Origin of the sequence: Comamonas sp. w2-DMI (assembly GCF_040187735.1) — a bacterium.
In the GTDB taxonomy this organism is placed as follows: domain Bacteria; phylum Pseudomonadota; class Gammaproteobacteria; order Burkholderiales; family Burkholderiaceae_C; genus Comamonas; species Comamonas terrae.
The window spans coordinates 1-19,930 of record NZ_JBANEL010000028.1 but is presented as its reverse complement, the minus strand read 5'-3'; the positions used below and the strand labels follow the sequence as shown (position 1 = coordinate 19,930).

Genomic DNA, 19,930 nt, shown 5'->3' with positions numbered 1-19,930 from the left:
CCTGCCGGGCAAGCCTTTTGTGCGACGCTCATGGGCATGCGGCCAGCGCAGCAAAAAAATCGCACTCTGGCTACAATTGCGCCCTATTGTCGCCGCCCCGCATCGCCGGTGGTGGCGTTTCCCGCTCTTACCCGCGTAGTACGGCCCGCCTTTGCCGCGGGCTGCCCCGCCAACGCCCTCACAATTTATGTCGTCCAACCTGCACCCCATGCTCAACGTGGCCATCAAGGCTGCACGCGCCGCTGGCGCCCTTATCAACCGTGCCGCACTCGATGTGGAATCGGTGCGCGTTGCGCAAAAGCAGGTGAACGACTTTGTGACCGAGGTGGACCAGGCTTCCGAACGCGTCATCATCGAGACGCTGCTGGGCGCCTATCCCCAGCACGCCATCCTGGCCGAGGAATCGGGCAGCGAGCATGGCTCCCGGAACTCCGACTACGTCTGGATCATCGATCCGCTGGACGGCACCACCAACTTCATCCACGGCTTCCCCGTGTACTGCGTGAGCATTGCGCTGGCCTACAAGGGCAAGATCGAGCACGCCGTGGTGTACGACCCCTCGCGCAACGACCTGTTCACGGCCACGCGCGGTCGCGGCGCCTTCCTCAACGAGCGCCGCATCCGCGTCTCCAAGCGCACCCAGCTCAAGGACTGCCTGATCTCCACGGGCTTCCCCTTCCGCCGCGGCGACAACTTCAAGCAGTACATGCAGATGCTGGGCGACGTGATGCAGCGCACCGCCGGCGTGCGCCGTCCCGGCGCCGCGGCGCTGGACCTGGCCTATGTGGCCGCCGGCTTTGCCGACGGCTTCTTCGAGTCCGGCCTGTCGATCTGGGACGTGGCCGCCGGCTCGCTGCTGGTGACCGAGGCCGGCGGCCTGGTGGGCAATTTCACGGGCGAAGCCGACTTCCTGGAACAGAAGGAATGCCTGGCCGCCAACCCGCGCATCTACGGTGCCCTGATTCCCGTGATCGGCAAGTACAGCAAATTCGCCAGTGCCGGCGAAAAGGCCGAGGTGCGCCAGTCCCTGGACGCCGCTGCCGAACCCGCTGAAGCCGAAGGCCCGGACGGCGACGCCGAATAAGGACAAGGTCGCCCACGGCCGCCCAGCCCAGTCCCCGGACTGGGCTTTTTTGTTGCGGCAGCGCACCGCCATCTCCACACAATCCGCAAAAACCCCGGCAAGAATTGCGCTCTTGCCGCCCCGGGCGGCGCCGCTGTTTTTGCCGCCGGGCCGCCCCAGGGCAAAAGCGCCCCGTCGGGGGCCGCACAGGGACTGCGGCTGCACGCCAGTGCGCAAGCATGGCGGGCCATTCTTGAAATACGCGACAGGTATGGGGTTCATGACCGATTTCTTCAGCCAGCATTGGGCTTCGGCCATCCACTGGATTTCCACGCACGCAGTGATTCCCGTGGTTTCCGCGCTGGACATCGCGCAGGCCGCAGGCGATCCGCGCGAGATCGCTGAGGCGGTGCTGATCGCGGCGCTGCAGCTGCTGCTGATCGCCGGCGTGATGCGCCCGCTGGAGAGCCTGATGCCGGCCGAGCGCTGGGCCGACCGCCGCCACACCACGGTGGACCGCCACTACACCCTGCTCATGCTGCTGGGGCTGTTTCCGTTGTTCAGTTTCCTGGTGCTCATGCCCTTTGCCCATCTGCTCGGCGGTGGGCCGTCCACCGAGGAAGCCAGCGGCCTCAAGGCCTGGTTTCCCTGGTTCGAGCAGCATCCCTATGTGCTGTTTGCCGTGTACTACGTGGTCTACGACTGCGTGTACTACTGGATGCACCGCGCCCAGCACGCCATTCCCTGGTGGTGGGCCATGCACAGCATGCACCACAGCCAGCGCCAGATGAGCTGCTGGAGCAACGACCGCAGCAACTACCTGGACGGCATGCTGCAATCGTTCATCCTCGCCACCGTGGGCCTGGCAATGGGCGTGGAGCCCTCGGAGTTCGCGCTGCTGGGCCTGCTCAGCGAACTGGTGCAGAACTTCTCGCATGCCAACGTGGCACTGCGCCTGGGCTGGCTGGGCCGGCTCGGCGAGCGCCTGCTGGTGGGACCGCGCTTTCACCGCAACCACCACATGCTGCGCGACCCCGACCGGCCCGAGCGCCACAACTGCAACTTCGGCCAGGTGCTGCCATGGTGGGACCAGCTGTTCGGCACCGCGCTCTACCATGGAGAGAAACTGCGCCCCACGGGCGTGAGCGATCCCGAGGTGGATGCCGACAATGAACGCGGCCTGATCGGCATGCAGTGGTACACGCTGCGCCGCTTCTGGGGCGCCTTCACCTGCCGCGCGGGCTGGCGCCTGGGCGATGTGTCGTTCGGGCCCGGCTACCGGCCCATCCACGACGAGGACCCCGTCCAGCCCGCGCCCTCTCCTGCGGGATCGCGCCCCGAACTGCAATAGGGCCGTGAGCCGGAGCCTTCAGGGTTCCAGGTGGGGGCGCATCAGCGCCTCGAACCATTCGATGAATACCGCCAGCCGCCGCGAACGCTGGTGGCGATGGGGATACAGCAGAGCCACGGGCATGGGCGCGCAGCGGCAGGCCGGCATGACTTCGACGAGGCGGCCCGCATCGAGCAGATGCTGCACGTCGTAGCGCGGGATCTGGATCAGCCCCAGCCCGGCCTCGCAGCAGGCGATATAGCTTTCGGCATTGTTGACCACCACGCGGCTTGGCAGGGCCAGCGTCTGCTCGCCCTCGGGCCCGCAGCCGTGCTCCACATAGCTCCAGGGCAGTTCGCGCCCCGTATGCGGCGATGCATAGCCCACGCTCCAGTGGCCATGCGCCAGATCGGCAGGTGCATCGGGGCGGCCATGCTCGCGCAGATAGGCGGGGCTTGCGCAGTTGATCAGCGCGATGCGGCCCAGCGGGCGCACGACCAGACTGCTGTCCTGCAAAGCGCCTATGCGCACCACGCAGTCCACGCCCTCCTGGACCAAGTCCACCGCCCGGTCGCTGGAGCCCAGCACCAGCCGCAGCGCCGGATGCGCACGCAGCAGGCCCGGCAATGCGGGAGCCAGCAGGCGGCGCGCAATGCGGCTGGGCACATCCACGCGCAGCCGGCCCGCGGCCTGGCGCACGCGCGCATGGAACATCTGCTCCATGTCCTCGGCCTCGGCCAGCAGGGCGCGCGCCCGCGCCAGCAGCAGCGCGCCGTCGGCCGTCAGGCTGACCTGGCGCGTGGTCCGGTGCAGCAGCCGTGCGCCGACCTGGGCCTCCAGCTGCTGCACGGCCGCCGATACGGTGGCGCGCGGCAGCTCCAGCGCATGGGCCGCCTTGATGAAGCTGCCCATCTCTGCCACCTGCACGAAGATGCGATACCGGTCGATTCTGTCCATGGCAATGCAGCATAACCGGCACCGGTCCGCTGCAGCACGTTCCTACTTGGTGGTGTAGCCGCCATTGATCAGGATCGTCTGCCCGGTGATCCACCAGCCGTCGCTGACCAGGTGGCGGATGAAAGGCACCACGTCCTCGATGTGCGTGAGGCCCGAGGGCGAAAACGGCGACAGCGCCGCAGCCGTCCGGTGGTAGGCCACGGCATCCGCGCCTTCCTGGCCGTAGAAGAACGGCGTGTCCATGGGGCCCGGCCCCACGGCCGTGACCGAAATGCCGCGCGCGCCGAACTCCTTGGCCGCCGCGCGCGTGAAATGCTCGACCGGGGCCTTGGTGCCCGCATACGAGGAATAGAACGGCGTGAACGCGCCCAGCAGCGAGGTCACCAGCGTCACGATCTTGCCGTTGTCGTTCACATGCCTGCCGGCTTCCTTGAGAAAGAAGAAGGCCGTCTTGCTGTTGACGGCTGTCATCTCGTCGTACTCGGCCTCGGAAATCTCCACCAGCGGCTTCTTGAGCACCTTGCCCACCGTGTTGATGGCGATGTCGGGACGGCCCACGGCTGCCACGGCGTCGGCAAACAGCTTCTCGACCGCAGCCGCGCTTGTCAGGTCGCCCTGCAGCGCCACGGCCTTCGCACCGGCAGCCTGCACGGCGGCCACCGTGGCCTCGGCATCGGCCCGGGAGGACGCGCTGTTGTAGTGGATGGCTACGGCCTTGGCGCCCTGGGCCGCCAGATCGCGGGCAACCAGCCCGCCCAGGTTCTTGGCGCCGCCGGCAATCAATACGACCTTGTTGCGGATGGAATGGTCTGCCATGGATGCTCCTTGCATGTCGATGGGAACTGTTGAAGACGGCTCCCAGCTTAGGCAGACGGGCCCCGGCGATAAACCGCCGGTGCCGGGATGGATCATCCAGCAAGCGCGAACAATCCCGCCCTCAAGGCTGGCCCGGCGGCCTGCCGCTGTCGTACATGTAGCGGCGCGACCAGGGAATCTGCTGCGCGCTGCGCCCGGCCTTGCGGCACAGGACCTGGAAGATGGACACATCGTCGTTCTCGAACGCATGGGCGCAGCCGGCCAGGTACACGCGCCAGATGCGGAACCTCTGCTCATCCACCAGCGCGCGGATCTGCTGCGCATGCGACTCGAAATTCCCGGACCAGATCGACAGCGTGCGCACATAGTGCCGGCGCAGGTTTTCCACGTCCAGCACTTCCAGGCCGCCGCGCTGCATGCATTCCAGAGCCAGGCTGATATGCGGCAGCTCGCCGTCGGGAAACACATAGCGGTCGATGAAATCGCCGCCTTCCGGCACGACTGCGCCGCTGTCCGCATCGGTGAGGGTGATGCCGTGGTTGAGCGCCATGCCGTCGTCGGCCAGCAGGTCATGCATGCGCGAGAAATACAGCGGCAGGTGCTCGCGCCCCACATGCTCGAACATGCCGACGCTGGTGATGCGGTCGAACTGTCCCGGCACGTCGCGGTAGTCCTGCAGGCGGATCTCGACGCGGTCCTGCAGGTCCGCGGCCTTCACGCGCTCGGTCGCCAGCTCGAACTGATTGCGCGACAGCGTCACGCCCACGCACTGCGCGCCGAAGCAGCTGGCCGCGCGCAGCACCAGCGCCCCCCAGCCGCAGCCTATGTCCAGCAGACGCTGACCGGGTTGCAACCGGATCTTGGTCAGGATGTGGTCGATCTTCTTGCGCTGGGCGGTTGCCAGGTCCTCGTCGCCGTTTTCGAAATAGGCGCAGGAATACACCATGCTCTCGTCGAGCCAGAGCTGGTAGAAGTCGTTGGAGACGTCGTAGTGGTACTGGATGGCCTTGCGGTCGCTGGCCTTGCTGTGGCTCCAATGCCGCGCCACGCGCGCCAGCCGGCCCGTGGCCCCCGACGTCCCCGCAACCGAGCTGCGCGCCAGCGCATAGCTGACGTGGATGATGTCGGCCAGGCTCCCGTCGATGTCGAGCAGGCCCTTGACGTAGGCTTCGCCGAGGTGGTCCAGGCTGGGAGCCAGCAGCATGGGCAGCGCGGTCGCGCTGCGGACCTTGATCGTGACCCGGGGCGCGGCGAACTGGCCGAAGTCGAGCTGCTGCCCGTTCCACAGCACCAGCCGGGCCGGCACATTGGTCTGCGCCCTCACCTGCTGCGCCCATTGCGCAAGCTTTTTCTCCCAGAACATCCGGAACCTCCTTGATGCCAAGCCCACCCCCGATTCATTCAAGTCTTGCACCCGCCTGTGACGGAACCGCGTCAATGTGCAGGACGCACCAGTCCCAGGCGACGGTTGACCTTGTCCAGGTTGGCCTCGTGGGCCCGCAGCATCTCGGCCAGGCCTTCGCGTATGGACGCATCGTCCACCATGGGCAGCAGCTCGCGCAGCTTCTTGACCACCCAGCCCTGGCCGCGGTTCAGAAAGGCCAGGCGCTCGTCCAGCTTCTCGAAGGCCATGGCCTTGTCGTAGAAATCGCCGGTGCGCGAGCTGGGCGTGCCCTGCAGGCTGCGGATGGCGCGCATCAGCATGGCGCACCACTGGACCTCGTCGCGGTGCACGGCCTCGATCAGTTCGCGCATCTCACCGTCCTGCGCCTGGGCGGCGCTGCGCAGCGTCACGCGCGCGCCGGCGCGTTCGGCCTCCAGCAGCTCGTCCAGCCGCGCGATGACGGGCGCATGGCGGTCGCGCTCCACATCGGCCGCATAGCAGACCGGCGAGGCCACTTCCACCGGCTCGCCTTCCAGCAGCCGCCAGTGCCGGGCCGCCTCGGCCACGATTCGCGACACGCGTTCGCCTGCTGGCTCGACCGAGGTGATGCGGTCCACCCCTTTGCCCGCATACAAGGCCATGGCTTCAAAGTTGCCGGTCATGGAGCGCAGCGGCGAATCGGTGCTGAACAGATAGATGGGCCGCCCCTCTTCCTCGCCGATCACGGTGCGCCCGGCCGCGCAAGGATCGCCGCGCTCGCAGCGCGTCACGCTGTTGGCCAGCACCCGCACGGCCGCATGCGGCGGCCAGTTGATGTGGAAATCCTCGGTCAGCACCGTGTCCCCCGCACGGGCCTGCACCACGCGCTGCTTGTGGTAGTCGTGCGCAAAGGACTCCTGCGTGGCCAGCAGGGCCGTGCCCAGCACGGCAGCCTGCGCTCCCTGGGCCAGCACGCGCGCCATATCGCGCCCGTCGGCCAGGCCGCCCGCCGCCGCCACGGGCACGCCGGTCACCGACAGCACCTGGGACAGCAGCTGCGCCAGCGGCAGGCGCCCGCGCACATGGCCGCCGGCTTCCACGCCCTGGGCAATCAATGCCTGGGCTCCCGCCTCCTGCGCCAGCAGCGCCTCGCCCGCCGAGCCGACCTGGTGGACGACCACGGTGCCTGCCTCGCGCAGCCGGGCGATCACCGCATGATGCACATCCCAGAACAGCCCCACCACCGGCACCCGCAGCGCAATGCACAGCGCCACCTGCTCATGCAACAGCTGCGGATCGGTGGCCGCGGGAATCAGGTTCACGCCGAAGGGCCGGTCCGTGCGCCGACGCACGTGCTCCACCTCGGTGCGGATCAGCGCCAGCGGCTCGCGCACCATGCCCAGAAAGCCGAAGCCACCGGCCTCGGTCACCGCGGCCACCAGTTCCGCGCGCGAAACACCGCCCATGCCCGCCAGCAGCACGGGATGGCGGCAGCCCAGCAGCTCGCACAGCGCCGTGCGCGGCAAGGGTGAAGCTTGTGGTGAAGATCGGTGCATGGACGGGCTCCTGCGGAAAAAACGGAGACAGCCCCATGATGGACCCTCGCTTCAATGCACACAAACAAATTATTATTTGATTTCAAATCAATTTTTTTGCTCTGATTTCATGGACATCGACCTGGCCCGCACCTTTCTCGAAATCGCCGACAGCGGCAGCTTCGTGGCGGCCGCCGGGCGCCTGCACCTGACCCAGACCGCCATCAGTGCCCGCGTGCGCACGCTGGAGCAGCAGCTGGGGCGGCCGCTGTTCGTGCGCAACAAGGCCGGCGCCCGGCTGACGCCGGCCGGCGAGCGCTTCGTGCGCCATGCCGCCAGCCTGGTGCAGGGCTGGGAGCGCGCACGCCAGCATGTGGCGCTGCCGCCGGGGCGCGAGCAGGTCATCAGCGTGGGCGGCGAGCCCAGCATCTGGCACCCGCTGCTGGCCGACTGGCTGGTCTGGATGCACCATGTCTGCCCCGAGGTCGCGCTGCGCGCCGATGTCGATGTGCCGGCCCGGCTGCTGGACCGCGTGGAGGACGGCTCGCTCGACATGGCCGTGCTCTACAGCCCGCCGCAGCGGCCGCGCCTGGTCTGCGAGCTGCTGCTGGAGGAAAAGCTGGTCATGGTCACCAGCAGCGCCGACGGCCGGCTCGACCCCGCACGCTATATCCATGTGGACTGGGGCCCGGGCTTTGCGGCCAGCCACCGTGCAGCCTTTCCCGACCTGCCCCATGCGCCGGTCACCATTTCGCTGGGCCCGCTGGCCCTGACCTATCTGCTGACCGTGGGCGGCGCCGGCTATTTCCGCTCGGGCACGGTGGCGCCCTTCATCGCAAGCGGCCAGCTGTTCGCCGTTCACCATGCGCCGCAGTTCTCCCATTCGGTCTGCGCGGTCTATGCGGCCGAGCACGACGAGGAAGCACTATCGCGCGCCCGCCAGGGGCTGCGCATGATCGCGCGGCAGGAGATGCAGGAACCGCCGGGGCCGATCCCACCGATCACAGCACGGCCTGCCACGGTGCCATCCCGATCCGCCATGCCGGCCCAGAACTAGCACCGTAACAGCCACCTGCCCGCAACACCCCGCAAGCCGACCGCAGCCCGTGCATGGACAATAATGCTCACCCTCTGCCAGCCGCTGCACTGCCTCCCTGCCAGTGCCCGGCGCGGCCTCGGCCAGCCCGTGCCGCGGGCGATCCGGGCCACAGGGCTGGCGATCCCCGACAAATCCAACTAAGTGATTGATTTGAGTTTTTGTTATGAGTGATTCCTGGATAAATCAAACACTTAGCGCAGTCCCCCTTGAGCAGCACACGCCCATGATGCAGCAATATCTGCAGCTCAAGGCCCAGCATCCCGACACGCTGGTGTTCTACCGCATGGGCGACTTCTACGAGCTGTTCTTCGGCGATGCAGAAAAGGTCACGCGCCTGCTGGACATCACGCTCACCACGCGCGGCCAGACGGCCGGCATGCCGATTCCCATGGCCGGCGTGCCCTTCCATGCGCTGGAGAACTACCTGGGCCGCCTGATCAAGATGGGCGAATCGGTGGCGATCTGCGAGCAGGTCGGCGAGATCGGCGTGGGCAAGGGCCCGGTGGAGCGCAAGGTGGTGCGCGTGGTCACGCCCGGCACGCTGACGGACAGCGAGCTGCTGTCGGACAAGAGCGAAGCCATCTTGCTGGCCCTGCACACGGCGGGACGCCAGCGCGTGGGCCTGGCCTGGATGGCCGTGACGCAAGGCCGCATCCACATGGCCGAATGCGCGGCCGACGAACTGGGTGCCTGGCTGTCGCGCATCGCGCCCAGCGAGGTGATCTACAGCGCCGGCGTGACCGAGCGTTTCGAGCAGAGCCTGTTTGCCATCAAGCATGCCGGCTCCATCGCATGCCCGCTGTCGCCCCGCCCGGACTGGCAGTTCGACGCGGGCCTGGGCGAGCGCAAGCTGCTGGAGCTGCTGGGCGCCGCCAGCCTCAAGGCCTGGGAGGCCGAGGGCCTGGCGCTGGCCCACGCCGCCAGCGCCGCCCTGCTCTCGTATGCGGAGCACACGCAGGGGCGCAATCTCACGCACATCCACGCCATTCAAGTCCAGCGCGACGATGAACTGATCGCGCTGCCGCTGGCCACGCGCCGCAATCTGGAGCTGGTCAAGACGCTGCGCGGCGAGGATTCGCCCACGCTGTTCTCGCTGCTGGACACCTGCATGACGGGCATGGGCAGCCGTTTGCTCAAGACCTGGTTGCTGGAGCCCGAGCGCAGCCGCAGGAGCGCCATGCAGCGGCTGGAAGCCATTCGCGTGCTGCGCGGCGCGGGCAACGCCGTGGCCGCCCCCTGGCAGGCGCTGCGCGCCGAGCTCAAGGGCGTGAGCGACGTGGAGCGCATCACGGCGCGCACGGCGCTGCGCCAGGTGCGCCCGCGCGAGCTGGTGGGCCTGGGCAAGACGCTACAGAAAGCGAAGCTGCTGGCGCAGTCCGGGCAAGCGCCTGTGGCCTATTTGACGCAGATTTTCACCGATCTGGTGCCGCCCGAAGGCTGCGCCGAGCTGCTGGCCCGGGCCATCATGGAAGAGCCCGCGGCCCTGGTGCGCGACGGCGGCGTGATCGCCTCGGGCTTCGACACCGAGCTCGACGAACTGCGCGCCATCCAGAACAACTGCGACGAATTCCTGCTGGAGCTGGAAGCCAAGGAAAAACTGCTCACCGGCATTCCGAACCTGCGCGTGCAGTTCAACAAAGTGCACGGCTTCTACATCGAGATCACCAACAGCTACAAGGATGCGGTGCCAGAGCGCTACCGCCGCCGCCAGACGCTGAAGAACGCCGAGCGCTACATCACGCCCGAGCTCAAGGCCTTCGAGGACAAGGCCCTGTCGGCCCAGGAGCGCGCGCTGCAGCGCGAGAAATGGCTGTACGAGCAGGTGCTGGACCAGCTCCAGCCCCATGTGCCCGCGCTTTCGCGCGTGGCCCAGGCCATTGCCGCGCTCGACGTCCTCTGCACGCTGGCCGAGCGCTCGCTCACGCTGAACTGGGCCGAGCCCGAGTTCGTGAGCCAGCCCTGCATAGAGATCGAGTCCGGCCGCCACCCCGTGGTGGAGGCGCGCATGGCCGAGACCTCCAGCGGCAGCTTTATCGCCAACCACACGCGCATGAACGCCAACACGCGCATGCAGATCATCACCGGCCCGAACATGGGCGGCAAGTCGACCTATATGCGCCAGGTAGCCTTGATCGTGTTGCTGGCCAGCATGGGCAGCTATGTGCCGGCGGCCAGTTGCCGCCTGGGGCCCATCGATGCCATCCACACCCGCATCGGCGCGGCCGACGACCTGGCCAATGCCCAGTCCACCTTCATGATGGAGATGACCGAGGCCGCACAGATCCTGCACGCGGCCACGCCCCACTCCCTGGTGCTGATGGACGAGATCGGCCGCGGCACCAGCACCTTCGACGGCCTGGCGCTTGCCAGCGGCATTGCCACCCAGCTGCACGACAAGACCAAGGCCTTCACGCTGTTCGCCACCCACTACTTCGAGCTGACCGAGCTGCCCGCCCGGGCCAGGGCCGCCGTCAACGTGCACGTGGGCGCGGTCGAAGCCGGGCACGACATCGTGTTCCTGCACGAGATCCAGGCCGGCCCTGCCAGCCGCAGCTACGGCATCCAGGTGGCCAAGCTGGCCGGCATGCCGGCCGCCGTGCTGCACCATGCGCGCCATGCGCTCGAAGCCCTGGAGGCCAAGGCCGGCGAGGACGACCTGCAGGTCAATCTGTTCGACGCGCCGGAGCTGGTGGAAGAGACTCCGGCCCACAACCCGCTGGCCCAGGCCCTGGCCGACATCAACCCCGACCAGCTTTCCCCGCGCGAGGCGCTGGAGGCGCTGTATCAGCTCAAGAAGCTGAGCGCCAGCGCCGCCTGATCCTCAGGCGTCCAGCAGTTTCTGCCGATGCTGTGAGGACTGGCTCCGCTGGGGCCCTTCGCCCAGCTTGAAGGCCGAGACTTCGCCCATCAGGCGCGCGGCCTGCTCGCGCAGGCTGGCCGCGGCGGCGGCCGACTGCTCGACCAGCGCGGAGTTCTGCTGCGTGGCGTCGTCCAGGCCGGCCACGGACTGGTTGATCTCGGCAATGCCGCGCCCCTGCGTCTGCGAGGCATCGCTGATCTCTTCGATGATGCGCGCCACCTTGGCCACGGCATCCAGCAATTCATGCATGGTGGCGCCCGCATGCTCGACCTGCTGCGAGCCGCTACCCACCTGGGTCACGGAATCGGTGATGAGCTGGCGCACTTCCTTGGCCGCCTCGGCCGAGCGCTGGGCCAGGCTGCGCACCTCGGCCGCCACCACGGCAAAGCCGCGGCCCTGCTCGCCGGCGCGCGCGGCCTCCACGGCCGCGTTGAGCGCCAGGATATTGGTCTGGAAGGCAATGCCGTCGATCACGCCGATGATGTCGGCGATCTTGCGCGACGCATGGTGGATGCCCTCCATGGTCACCACCACCTGCTGGAAGGCCGCGCCGCCACGCTCGGCCACGCCGCGCGCCGACTGCGCCAGCTGCCCCGCGCTGCGCGTGGCCTCGGTATTGGCTTGCACGCTGTTCGTCAGCACCGACAGCGATGCCGCCGTCTGCTGCAGGGCGCTGGCCGCCTGCTCGGTGCGCTGGCTCAGGTCCTGGTTGCCCTGGGCCACCTCGGAGCTGGCCACGGAAATCGAATCGGCCGCCTGGCGCACCGCGCCCACCATGCGCTCCAGCGAGGAGACAAAGCGGTTGAAGGCCGCAGCCAGCGCGCCCACCTCGTCATGGCTTTCCACGGGCATGCGCCGGCTCAGGTCGCCATGGCCGTCGGCAATCTCTTCGAGCATCCGCGCCGCACGGCCCACGGGTGCCGCAATGGCCCGGCTCACCAGCCAGATCACCAGCAGGCCGATGCCACCGCCCACCACGCCGGCCACGGCCGAGGTCAGCGCAATCGTGCGGCGCACGCCGCCCAGCACCTGGGCCTCGGGCAGCTCGGCGATGACATAGACATCGAGTTCGGGCACGTAGGAGGAAGCGATGATCTGGCGGCCCGAAGGCGCCTCGTACATGGCATGGGCAAAGCGCTCGCGATTCAGCAGCGCGGCGCTGCGATCGGCACTGAAGCCGGGCCGGTCCTTGAGCCAGTGCTTGCCGTCCACCAGGGCCGGATCGCGGTGCACGAGGATGCTGCCGTTGCCACGCACCAGGGAGACCGAGCCGGATTCGCCCACCTTGTATCCGCGCACAGCCTGGGCCAGTCCATCCACCGACAGGCCCAGGCCCGCAATGCCCTGCCGGCCCTGGCCCGCGTCGAACCTGACATTGATGAACAGCATGTAGACGCTGGAGCTCACGTCCTTGTCGATCTCCAGCACCTGCTGCTTGCCGCTGGCCAGCAGGTCGTAGAACCATTGGTCCCCCTCGCCCTTGGGCGCCAGCCTGCGCACCGGCCCCTGCTCGCCGAAATACCGGCCCGTGGAGCCCGAGACCCAGAACACCGAGGAGGCCCCGGCCTGCTGTTTGACCGCGTGGGCGTACTGGGCCCAGGCCGCGTTGCCTTCTTCCAGCTCTCCCGCGGCTTCCCAGTCCAATACAAAGCTGTTGCCGGCTATCGACCGGGCTACGGCCAGCGGCGTGCCGATCTGGCGCAGGATGTCGTTGCGGATCTCGCCCACCACGGCCGGCAGCTCCTGGCCCACCACGCGCTCGCGCAGGCTGACGCCCGTCAGCACAAAACCCAGCGCCGTGGAAATGCCCACGAACAGCAGCAGGCAGGCCACCATGCTGGCCATGAGCTTGGTCCGTATCGACAGATTGCGAAATGCGTGCATGGGCTCCCTCCTCCAACCGACTGTAAGCAAGTGTTCCAACAAGGGGCGGCATCTTCTCACGCCTCCAGGCAGCCTGTCTCAGGGACTTCCTCAGCCTGCATCCGGCGCAGGGAACAGACTAGGCAGCGCCGGCAGTTCCAGAGCCGCCGCCGCCAATATTCAAACCCTTCTAGAATCGCGTTGCAGCCAGCGTTTATTGCTACTCAAATGAAAGCATCAAGCGCTTGCTGCGCCTGGCCTTCATACGTTTTTCATTATTGTTGTTATCACCCATGACATACTGCGTCGCCCTCAAGCTCAACGCCGGTCTCGTGTTCCTGTCCGACTCGCGTACCAATGCGGGGCTGGACCAGATCAGTTGCTACCGCAAGGTCATGATCTACGAGAACCCGGGCGACCGCTTCATGGTGCTGCAGTCGGCGGGCAACCTGTCCATCACCCAGTCGGTGCGCGAGCTGCTCGAGAGCTTCCAGCTGCAGGACAGCGCCACGGGCGAGGCCCTGACCATCTGGAACGTGCGCAGCATGTTCGACGCCGCGCGCGTGCTGGGCGCGGCCGTGCGCCATGTGCATGACCGCGAGGCAGCTGCGCTGCAGCGCGCGGGCGTGGACTTCAATGTCTCGCTGATCTTCGGCGGCCAGATCCAGGGCGAAGGCATGCGCCTGTTCCAGGTGTACTCGGCCGGCAATTTCATCGAGGCCACGAGCGAGACGCCCTATTTCCAGATCGGCGAATCCAAGTACGGCAAGCCTGTGCTTGACCGCGTGATCACCGCCGAAACCCCGCTGGACGAAGCCGCCAAATGTGCGCTGGTCTCCATGGACAGCACGCTCAAGTCCAATCTCTCGGTAGGCCTGCCGCTGGACCTGATCGTCTATGAGAACAACCGCTTTGCCACCGACAAGATCGTCTGCCTGGACGAATCCAACCCCTATCTGCGCATGCTGCATGACAGCTGGGGCCAACGCCTGCGCAACGTGTTCGACAGCATCGAGGACCCCGCCTGGAGCGGAGGCGACACCCAGACACCGATACGCGTGCACAGCATGCGCGCGCGCCCGCTGACCAAGGTGGGCGCGCCGCCGGCCTCGCCGCGGCAGGGCGATACCGAGGCCGTCGACCGCCGCGCGGGCGCCCTGCCACCCGCCGCCCTGCGCCAGCCCCGCCAGCCCGTGCAGCAGGGCCTGAGCACGGCCCAGGCCTACCAGCGCCTGCACGACCAGGAAGAGCAGGCGCGCCTGCAGCGCCAGGGTGGGCACTGACCGGCACCGCCGGCCTTCCTGCGCGCTTGCAAAGCCATTTCCTGCCATGACCAAGCTCCGTACCCGCACACCTGCAGACCCTCCTGCATTCCTGCATGGCAAGCCGCTGCCGCTGGTGTTCTCCCATGCCAACAGTTTTCCGCTGCCCACCTACCGGCTGCTGATCTCACTGCTGCAGCAGCGCGGCATGGAAGTGCGCGGCGTGGAGCGCTTCGGCCACGACCCGCGCTACCCGGTCAGCAACAACTGGCCCCATCTGGTGGAGCAGCTCCACCAGTTCGTGCGCGCCGAGTTCGAGCGCCTGGGCCAGCCCGTATTCCTGGCCGGCCACTCGCTGGGCGGGCTGCTCAGCGTGATGACAGCCTCTCGCCACCCCGAGCTGGTGCGCGGCGTGCTCATGCTTGATTCGCCGCTGATCGGCGGCTGGAAGGCCAACGCGCTGGACCTGGCCAAGCGCACCCAGCTCGTGGGCTCCATCTCGCCCGGCAAGATCAGCCAGCGCCGCCGCACCACCTGGGCCAGCACGCAGGAGGCGCTGGAGCACTTTCGCAGCAAGAAGGCCTTTGCCCAATGGCATCCGCAGGTACTGCAGGACTATGTGGAAAACGGCCTGGCCGATGCCAGCGGCAAGCGCACGCTGCTGTTCACGCGCGAAGTGGAAACCGCCATCTACAACACCCTGCCGAGCAACTTCGCCAGCCAGCTGCGCCGCCACCCGCTGCGCTGCCCGGCCGCCTTCATCGGCGGGCGTGCCTCGGTGGAGATGCGCCAGGTGGGCATGGAACTGACCGAACGCGTCACGCGCGGGCGCATCATGATGCTGGACGGCGGCCACCTGTTCCCCATGGAGCGGCCCGAAGCCACGGCCGCGGCAATGGAGGCCGCGCTGCTGAACCTGGCGCAGACGGCGGGCATTCACAAGGCTTGAGCTTCCTGCAAAAAGAAAAAAGTCCTTGTATGAAAGGCTCTTTCTTGCGGTGAGGGTATATTCCCGGTGGAGCAATTAACACCATCTGTTCACGAGGCAAGCACAGGTGATTGCCGCAGCCAATTTCAGCCAGTGTGTTAGACACTCTTAACTGTTTTGCCATCTAAGTTGCACTCGTGTGCCCCCGCCTTGTCGGGGATGAAGGTGTAAATCACCACCTACGTCTTTCATACGGCGAAACATGCTTGCCATCCCATGGCCACATTTCGACGCATCAGCTAAGACGGAATTGAGATCAAATCCTTTCCCATTATCCTCAATGCTAAGGCTCCAATTCCAGTCTAGGCCTTGAACATCGCCCTTCTCATACGGTTCCAGCGTAACCCAGATCTCGGTCGCATCAGCATGAGAAAGTGCGTTGCACAAGGCCTCTTGGACCACGGCAAGTAATTGTGTGGCCATTCTCCCTACTGGCAAAGGCGAGCATGCACCTACTTTTCCCGTCAAATCCGGCGCGTTCACGTGCCACCACAATGCAACGCCCTTACGCCGCATAACGGGTTCCAAGCGATGTCTTAATCTAGCCAAGCCAGTGACAAAACCATCGTCGTGCGCATCCATCGAATCGACTATTAGTCTGAGATTGAGCAGCGATTGCTCCAACACTTCTTTTGCAAGACTGCGTCCTCTTTGATCATCTGAATCTATTAAGCTCAATGCATACACCAATTGCCCCCCCAACATGTCATGCAAATCAGATGCAATGCGATTCCGTTCCGCTTGTACCTGGGAATTTTCTTTTTTCTTAGACCTGATTTCCGATCTAATGCAATAGTAAAATGGCGGAATATCTCTTATTATGCTTACCAAGTTCCCCGTTGCCGCTAGCAAGGTTATCATTTGCATCCATGGATTGATTTTCCAAAAGAGATCAAAGCATAAGAAAAGCAAAATGGCGGCTTGGAAAATATTTTTTCCTAAGCTAAAGCTCAACCTGTAGAGCTTTTCCATAATAGTCTCCAAAATAAGGAAACTAGATAGTGGAATTACAAAATGGAATTTTTAGATCCATCCGCGTGAAGAGGCTGCACGTACAGCTTGAGCTCTTGTATGGGTTTGAAGCTTTCGATAGATGCTTTTAATGTGGGTATTAACTGTCATCACACCAATATTAAGTGCCTTGGCAACTTCTGGATTTGTGTAACCGCAGGCAATGAATCTTAAAACTTCTATCTCTCGCTCGGTAAGCTGCTCTTTTTTTAACGAAAATTCGGAAAGCTGACGCTTTTCAAGACACTTGCCTAGACGTGATAATAATTTTTTGGCCAGCACAGGAGTGATCGATGCCCCCCCCATTGGCAACTTCTAGGACCGCTTGAGGATAATCATCAAACCAAGAGTTCTTAAGCAAATATCCGACGGCTCCTTGTTCAAAGGCCCGCATCACTTCATCGTCGCGCTCTGTCACAGATATAACGATCGCTAGCGCATGTGGATAGATATTACGAGTGAACTCCAGTAACTCCAAGCCTTCGCCGTCGCCCAAGTTCAAATCGACAAGCAATACATCGAATTCTTGTAGGCATATGCTCTTTCGTGCTTCCCGCAGACTCCCCGCTTGTCCGACAAGAAGGGTGCGCGAATCCGCCATCAACCCTTGCGTAATGACGCGCCGGATATGTGAGTCATCGTCTACAACAAATACTCTGACAGGCTTGTTCTCCTGACCTACCATATCCAAAGGCCATAGCGCCTTGCTGGTAAAGCGCAATGGACCGGGTTGAGAACCAGGGTTGGCTTGCAACGTGTTAGCTAGGAGCGACATGCGGCCTCCTGAAAGAGGATTTTTCACGAGTGCCACCAAGCTAACTGAAAGCAAGAAGAAATCTATAAAAAATGTCAACAACCTTGCTTGTATTACATAAATTACATTTTACAACATTTAAATGGGGTATTTTTATTGGTGTACTCAACAATAAGTCTCAATTTTTTCATTGCCCTAAAAAATATAATTCTTAATTGCCTATGCAATAACAAGAAGCAGCTAAATGAAACATATTTTCTTTCTTTCATAAGAAACACAATAAATGAATAAATTTACATTTAATTTCACCTATCTTGCATCTTTAAAGTATTGCAAAAACTATAGCATTAACTTGTTTCTTGGCAGGCCCTTCCCCGAGATATTTACCCAATGAGTCGGTCAATGAATATTGATTAAATGCGGGATTTTTATTTTTGATGTGTCTGCCGAAACTGGCACCGACCAAAGGCGATTTTGAAAACATCCAAGCTCTTCATTTTTGCTGGCGGTTGAATAGGGATCGCTCTGTACAGGTAGTAAGAGCGCTCTGCCACCTTAACTCCCAAAAAACTGGGAATCGGCATTTAAAGGGACCATCATGAAAAAATCTCTGATCGCTATGGCCGTTATTGCTCTGGCTGGCATGGCTTCTGCCGCCGTCAGCAGCTCCAGCATCGCGGCAACGAACACATCTTCCAGTGCCTCTTCTGGAACTGTGTCTTCTGCATCGAGTGCCGGCAACGGTAGTGCCCTAAGTATCAACAGCGCTACGTCTGCAGCAAACGCAACGGCAAATGGTAGTGGAGGTGCATTTGCTGTTCCTGGGTTTGCCGCAGGTGGCGCAAGCGTTGGCGGAACCGCCAGTACATCCGGTTCAGTCCATAGCTTGGCCGCCACGTCCGGCAACGGCATGGCCGCAGGCGCTGCAGGCACCAATGCGAATGCAAGTTCCGGTGCAGCTGTGGGCTATGGCGCGAGCGCTCCCGGCGCTTCGGTAAGCGGCGGTGCGGCAGGGCAGGCAACCTCCCATACAGCGGATGCTGCAGGCACTGCAGCCGGCCCTGGCGGCGGTTTTGCCGCGGTCAATAGCACTGCAGGAACCCAGTCGGGCTATGGCGCCGCCTCTGGAGCAGTTTCCGGCCCCGGCGGCACCTGGACCAACACTACATCGGGCGCCGGTTCTACCGGCAATGTCGTTCAGAACGGCATCGCCCTGGGCAACGCCGGAGGTTGGACCAACGGAGGCGGCACATCGGGATCTGCAGGTGCGGTCTCGGGCGCAAACGCTCACTGAAAAAGTTCTGCTGCCACGCCTTCCCCTTGACCGGCAAAGAAGTCGGTCAAGGGGATGAGGAGAGAGCTATGAAAGTACTAATAGGTCTGCTTGGTCTTTGCGCCATATCGGGTAGCTTTGCTCAAACCTCTAGCAGCAACACCGAAAGTTATGCGAATACCAATGGCAGTAACGCCCAGAGTTCTGCATATACCTCTGCAGTTGGAAACCAGCAGACAGTGACGATCGTGACTCCACAAGCAGCAGCTGCACCACAGACGCTTAGCACTTTCTCGGACCAACATGTCACGATGAGCGGAACGACTACACAGAATATAAATACAAGTGGTACCACAACCCAAAATATCAATACCACTGGAACAAGTACACAGAATATCAACACGACTACTAGCGGAACCACGACACAGAATCTCAATACCACAACAAGTGGCACCACTACGCAAAATCTGAATACCACTTTAGGTGGCACATCAAAAAATATAGTCGAATATACAGGTAGCTATACGATGAAGAACGTACCCAGCGTAAATGGGCCGAATCTAACTACCAGTAATGACACCTGCATGGGTAGCAGTAGTGGAAGTGCCAATGGCCCAGGTTTTGGCGTCAGCTTCGGAAGTACCTGGACTGATGAACATTGCAAACGGCTTAAAATGAGCCGGGAACTTTGGAACAAAGGGATGAAAGCAGCCTCCTTGGCCATGGACTGCATGGATCCATCAGCTCGGCTTGCACTTGAAATCACAGGTACTAAGTGCCCGCAATCCATGACATTGGAAGAGCGGCGGGCGAATTATGGAGCGGATGTTTCTGGTGAAGGTGCGCCCACTGTCAGCGTACGGCCTGCACCCTCTTCGATTGCAATATCCACTCCGGTGAGTTCTCGCAGCGCAGGTATTACGTCCGTGACGGAAGATCCTCGCACTTCGAAACTCTATGACAATTGATAACTGGCCTATTTGCTCATGCGGAGGCCACCATGCCAAAATATCTTGTCCATCTGATAGTCCTGATATCCTGTTCCTACGTACTGCCGACATGGCCGGCGCAGATGGCTATCAGTAACGCGCCTCTTAGCATTAACCGCATGCCACTAGGAAGCGGCCAACAGGGTATTCCAGGGGAAGAAACCGCACAGCCGGTTGGTGATTATGGCGTATGGCATGTACCTCAGTATTTGCCAGGCTATCCGACGTCCGCAACCATCTGGCCCCGCGCTGTAGTGGTCAAATGCAAAAACAAGCACTGCGAAGGGTACACCATAAAACCGGAAATGGGGCCTGGTGAATATCTATTTTTTATACCCATCGATGAATAAATCATGGATTTATTCCATCTGATTTTTCCATAACTGACTTCATGCTATTTAAAACAAGTAAAATGAGACGCTATCGCGTTATGTACTGGAGCAGCGTTAGAAGTGGACGCTCTATGATCAGGAGGCTGCGCTATGCCTTATTCACTATCTGCATCAGCCCTCCCAACTTGTCCTTCGTAATCATGAAGGATGGAGGCCGCGCTGCTGAACCTGGCGCAGACGGCTGAGCTGCACAAGGCCTGAGCGGCATGCTGCAAAAAGAAGGCGCCCGCTTATTTGCAAGGGCGCTTTCTGCAAGGCAGACGCAATGGCGGAGATCGACCGAGGCTGTGTGAAAACCCTCTCGTAGCCAACCCATGACCTGAATAAAGTCAATTCATCTCGGTTTCAGGAGATGGCATGCCTCGATTCATTGAA

14 protein-coding genes and 1 pseudogene are annotated in these 19,930 nt (G+C 63.0%); 7 read left to right on the top strand and 8 right to left on the bottom strand.

Annotated features, from left to right (window positions below):
* The first annotated feature begins 187 nt into the window (after positions 1 to 187).
* Entirely contained in the window at positions 188 to 1,084 is an 897-nt protein-coding gene (locus V8Z74_RS22070; protein ID WP_066476422.1) for an inositol monophosphatase family protein, read from the top strand.
* 259 nt (positions 1,085 to 1,343) lie between these two features.
* The gene (locus tag V8Z74_RS22065) at positions 1,344 to 2,414 is read left to right on the top strand and encodes a sterol desaturase family protein (RefSeq protein ID WP_349711205.1); all 1,071 of its coding nucleotides are present in this window, start codon (positions 1,344 to 1,346) and stop codon (positions 2,412 to 2,414) included.
* An 18-nt stretch (positions 2,415 to 2,432) separates the two neighbouring features.
* Here V8Z74_RS22065 and V8Z74_RS22060 read toward each other — a convergent pair whose 3' ends face one another.
* The 4 genes from V8Z74_RS22060 to V8Z74_RS22045 all read right to left on the bottom strand — a co-directional run bounded on the left by V8Z74_RS22060 (position 2,433) and on the right by V8Z74_RS22045 (position 7,085).
* Positions 2,433 to 3,350, bottom strand: a complete 918-nt coding sequence (locus tag V8Z74_RS22060; protein ID WP_349711203.1) for a LysR family transcriptional regulator — start codon at positions 3,348 to 3,350, stop codon at positions 2,433 to 2,435.
* Positions 3,351 to 3,392: 42 nt separating this feature from the next.
* Positions 3,393 to 4,166 (bottom strand): SDR family oxidoreductase, encoded by a 774-nt coding sequence (locus tag V8Z74_RS22055; RefSeq protein WP_349711201.1) that lies wholly within the window; start codon positions 4,164 to 4,166, stop codon positions 3,393 to 3,395.
* Positions 4,167 to 4,287: 121 nt separating this feature from the next.
* A complete protein-coding gene (locus V8Z74_RS22050; RefSeq protein WP_349711199.1) occupies positions 4,288 to 5,529 on the bottom strand; it encodes a class I SAM-dependent methyltransferase in 1,242 nt (413 codons plus the stop codon).
* Positions 5,530 to 5,600: 71 nt separating this feature from the next.
* Positions 5,601 to 7,085 (bottom strand): nitronate monooxygenase, encoded by a 1,485-nt coding sequence (locus V8Z74_RS22045; protein ID WP_349711197.1) that lies wholly within the window; start codon positions 7,083 to 7,085, stop codon positions 5,601 to 5,603.
* Positions 7,086 to 7,194: 109 nt separating this feature from the next.
* Here V8Z74_RS22045 and V8Z74_RS22040 point away from each other — a divergent pair, with 109 nt between their 5' ends.
* Positions 7,195 to 8,121, top strand: coding sequence for a LysR family transcriptional regulator (locus V8Z74_RS22040; RefSeq protein WP_349711195.1), 927 nt, complete (start codon positions 7,195 to 7,197; stop codon positions 8,119 to 8,121).
* A 265-nt stretch (positions 8,122 to 8,386) separates the two neighbouring features.
* The gene (gene mutS / locus V8Z74_RS22035) at positions 8,387 to 10,981 is read left to right on the top strand and encodes a DNA mismatch repair protein MutS (protein WP_349711192.1); all 2,595 of its coding nucleotides are present in this window, start codon (positions 8,387 to 8,389) and stop codon (positions 10,979 to 10,981) included.
* A 3-nt stretch (positions 10,982 to 10,984) separates the two neighbouring features.
* On the opposite strand, the gene V8Z74_RS22030 is transcribed toward mutS, so the two are convergent.
* Positions 10,985 to 12,907: a methyl-accepting chemotaxis protein gene (locus tag V8Z74_RS22030; RefSeq protein ID WP_349711190.1), complete on the bottom strand. Its 1,923-nt coding sequence runs from the start codon at positions 12,905 to 12,907 to the stop codon at positions 10,985 to 10,987.
* A gap of 272 nt (positions 12,908 to 13,179) precedes the next feature.
* On the opposite strand from V8Z74_RS22030, the gene V8Z74_RS22025 reads away from it, so the two are divergent.
* Together V8Z74_RS22025 and V8Z74_RS22020 are read left to right on the top strand one after the other, a co-directional pair.
* On the top strand, positions 13,180 to 14,169 hold the full coding sequence (locus V8Z74_RS22025; RefSeq protein ID WP_349711188.1) for a proteasome-type protease: 990 nt from the start codon (positions 13,180 to 13,182) through the stop codon (positions 14,167 to 14,169).
* A gap of 46 nt (positions 14,170 to 14,215) precedes the next feature.
* Positions 14,216 to 15,097, top strand: a complete 882-nt coding sequence (locus V8Z74_RS22020; RefSeq protein ID WP_349711186.1) for an alpha/beta fold hydrolase — start codon at positions 14,216 to 14,218, stop codon at positions 15,095 to 15,097.
* A gap of 147 nt (positions 15,098 to 15,244) precedes the next feature.
* On the opposite strand, the gene V8Z74_RS22015 is transcribed toward V8Z74_RS22020, so the two are convergent.
* The 3 genes and pseudogenes from V8Z74_RS22015 to V8Z74_RS22000 form a co-directional block, all read right to left on the bottom strand.
* On the bottom strand, positions 15,245 to 16,108 hold the full coding sequence (locus V8Z74_RS22015) for a sensor histidine kinase (RefSeq protein ID WP_349711184.1): 864 nt from the start codon (positions 16,106 to 16,108) through the stop codon (positions 15,245 to 15,247).
* Between the two features lie 51 nt (positions 16,109 to 16,159).
* Positions 16,160 to 16,832 (bottom strand): annotated as a pseudogene (locus tag V8Z74_RS26310) (LuxR C-terminal-related transcriptional regulator).
* A gap of 624 nt (positions 16,833 to 17,456) precedes the next feature.
* Entirely contained in the window at positions 17,457 to 17,813 is a 357-nt protein-coding gene (locus V8Z74_RS22000; protein ID WP_349711180.1) for a hypothetical protein, read from the bottom strand.
* Between the two features lie 450 nt (positions 17,814 to 18,263).
* Here V8Z74_RS22000 and V8Z74_RS21995 point away from each other — a divergent pair, with 450 nt between their 5' ends.
* Positions 18,264 to 19,142, top strand: a complete 879-nt coding sequence (locus tag V8Z74_RS21995; RefSeq protein WP_349711179.1) for a hypothetical protein — start codon at positions 18,264 to 18,266, stop codon at positions 19,140 to 19,142.
* Positions 19,143 to 19,930: the final 788 nt, after the last annotated feature.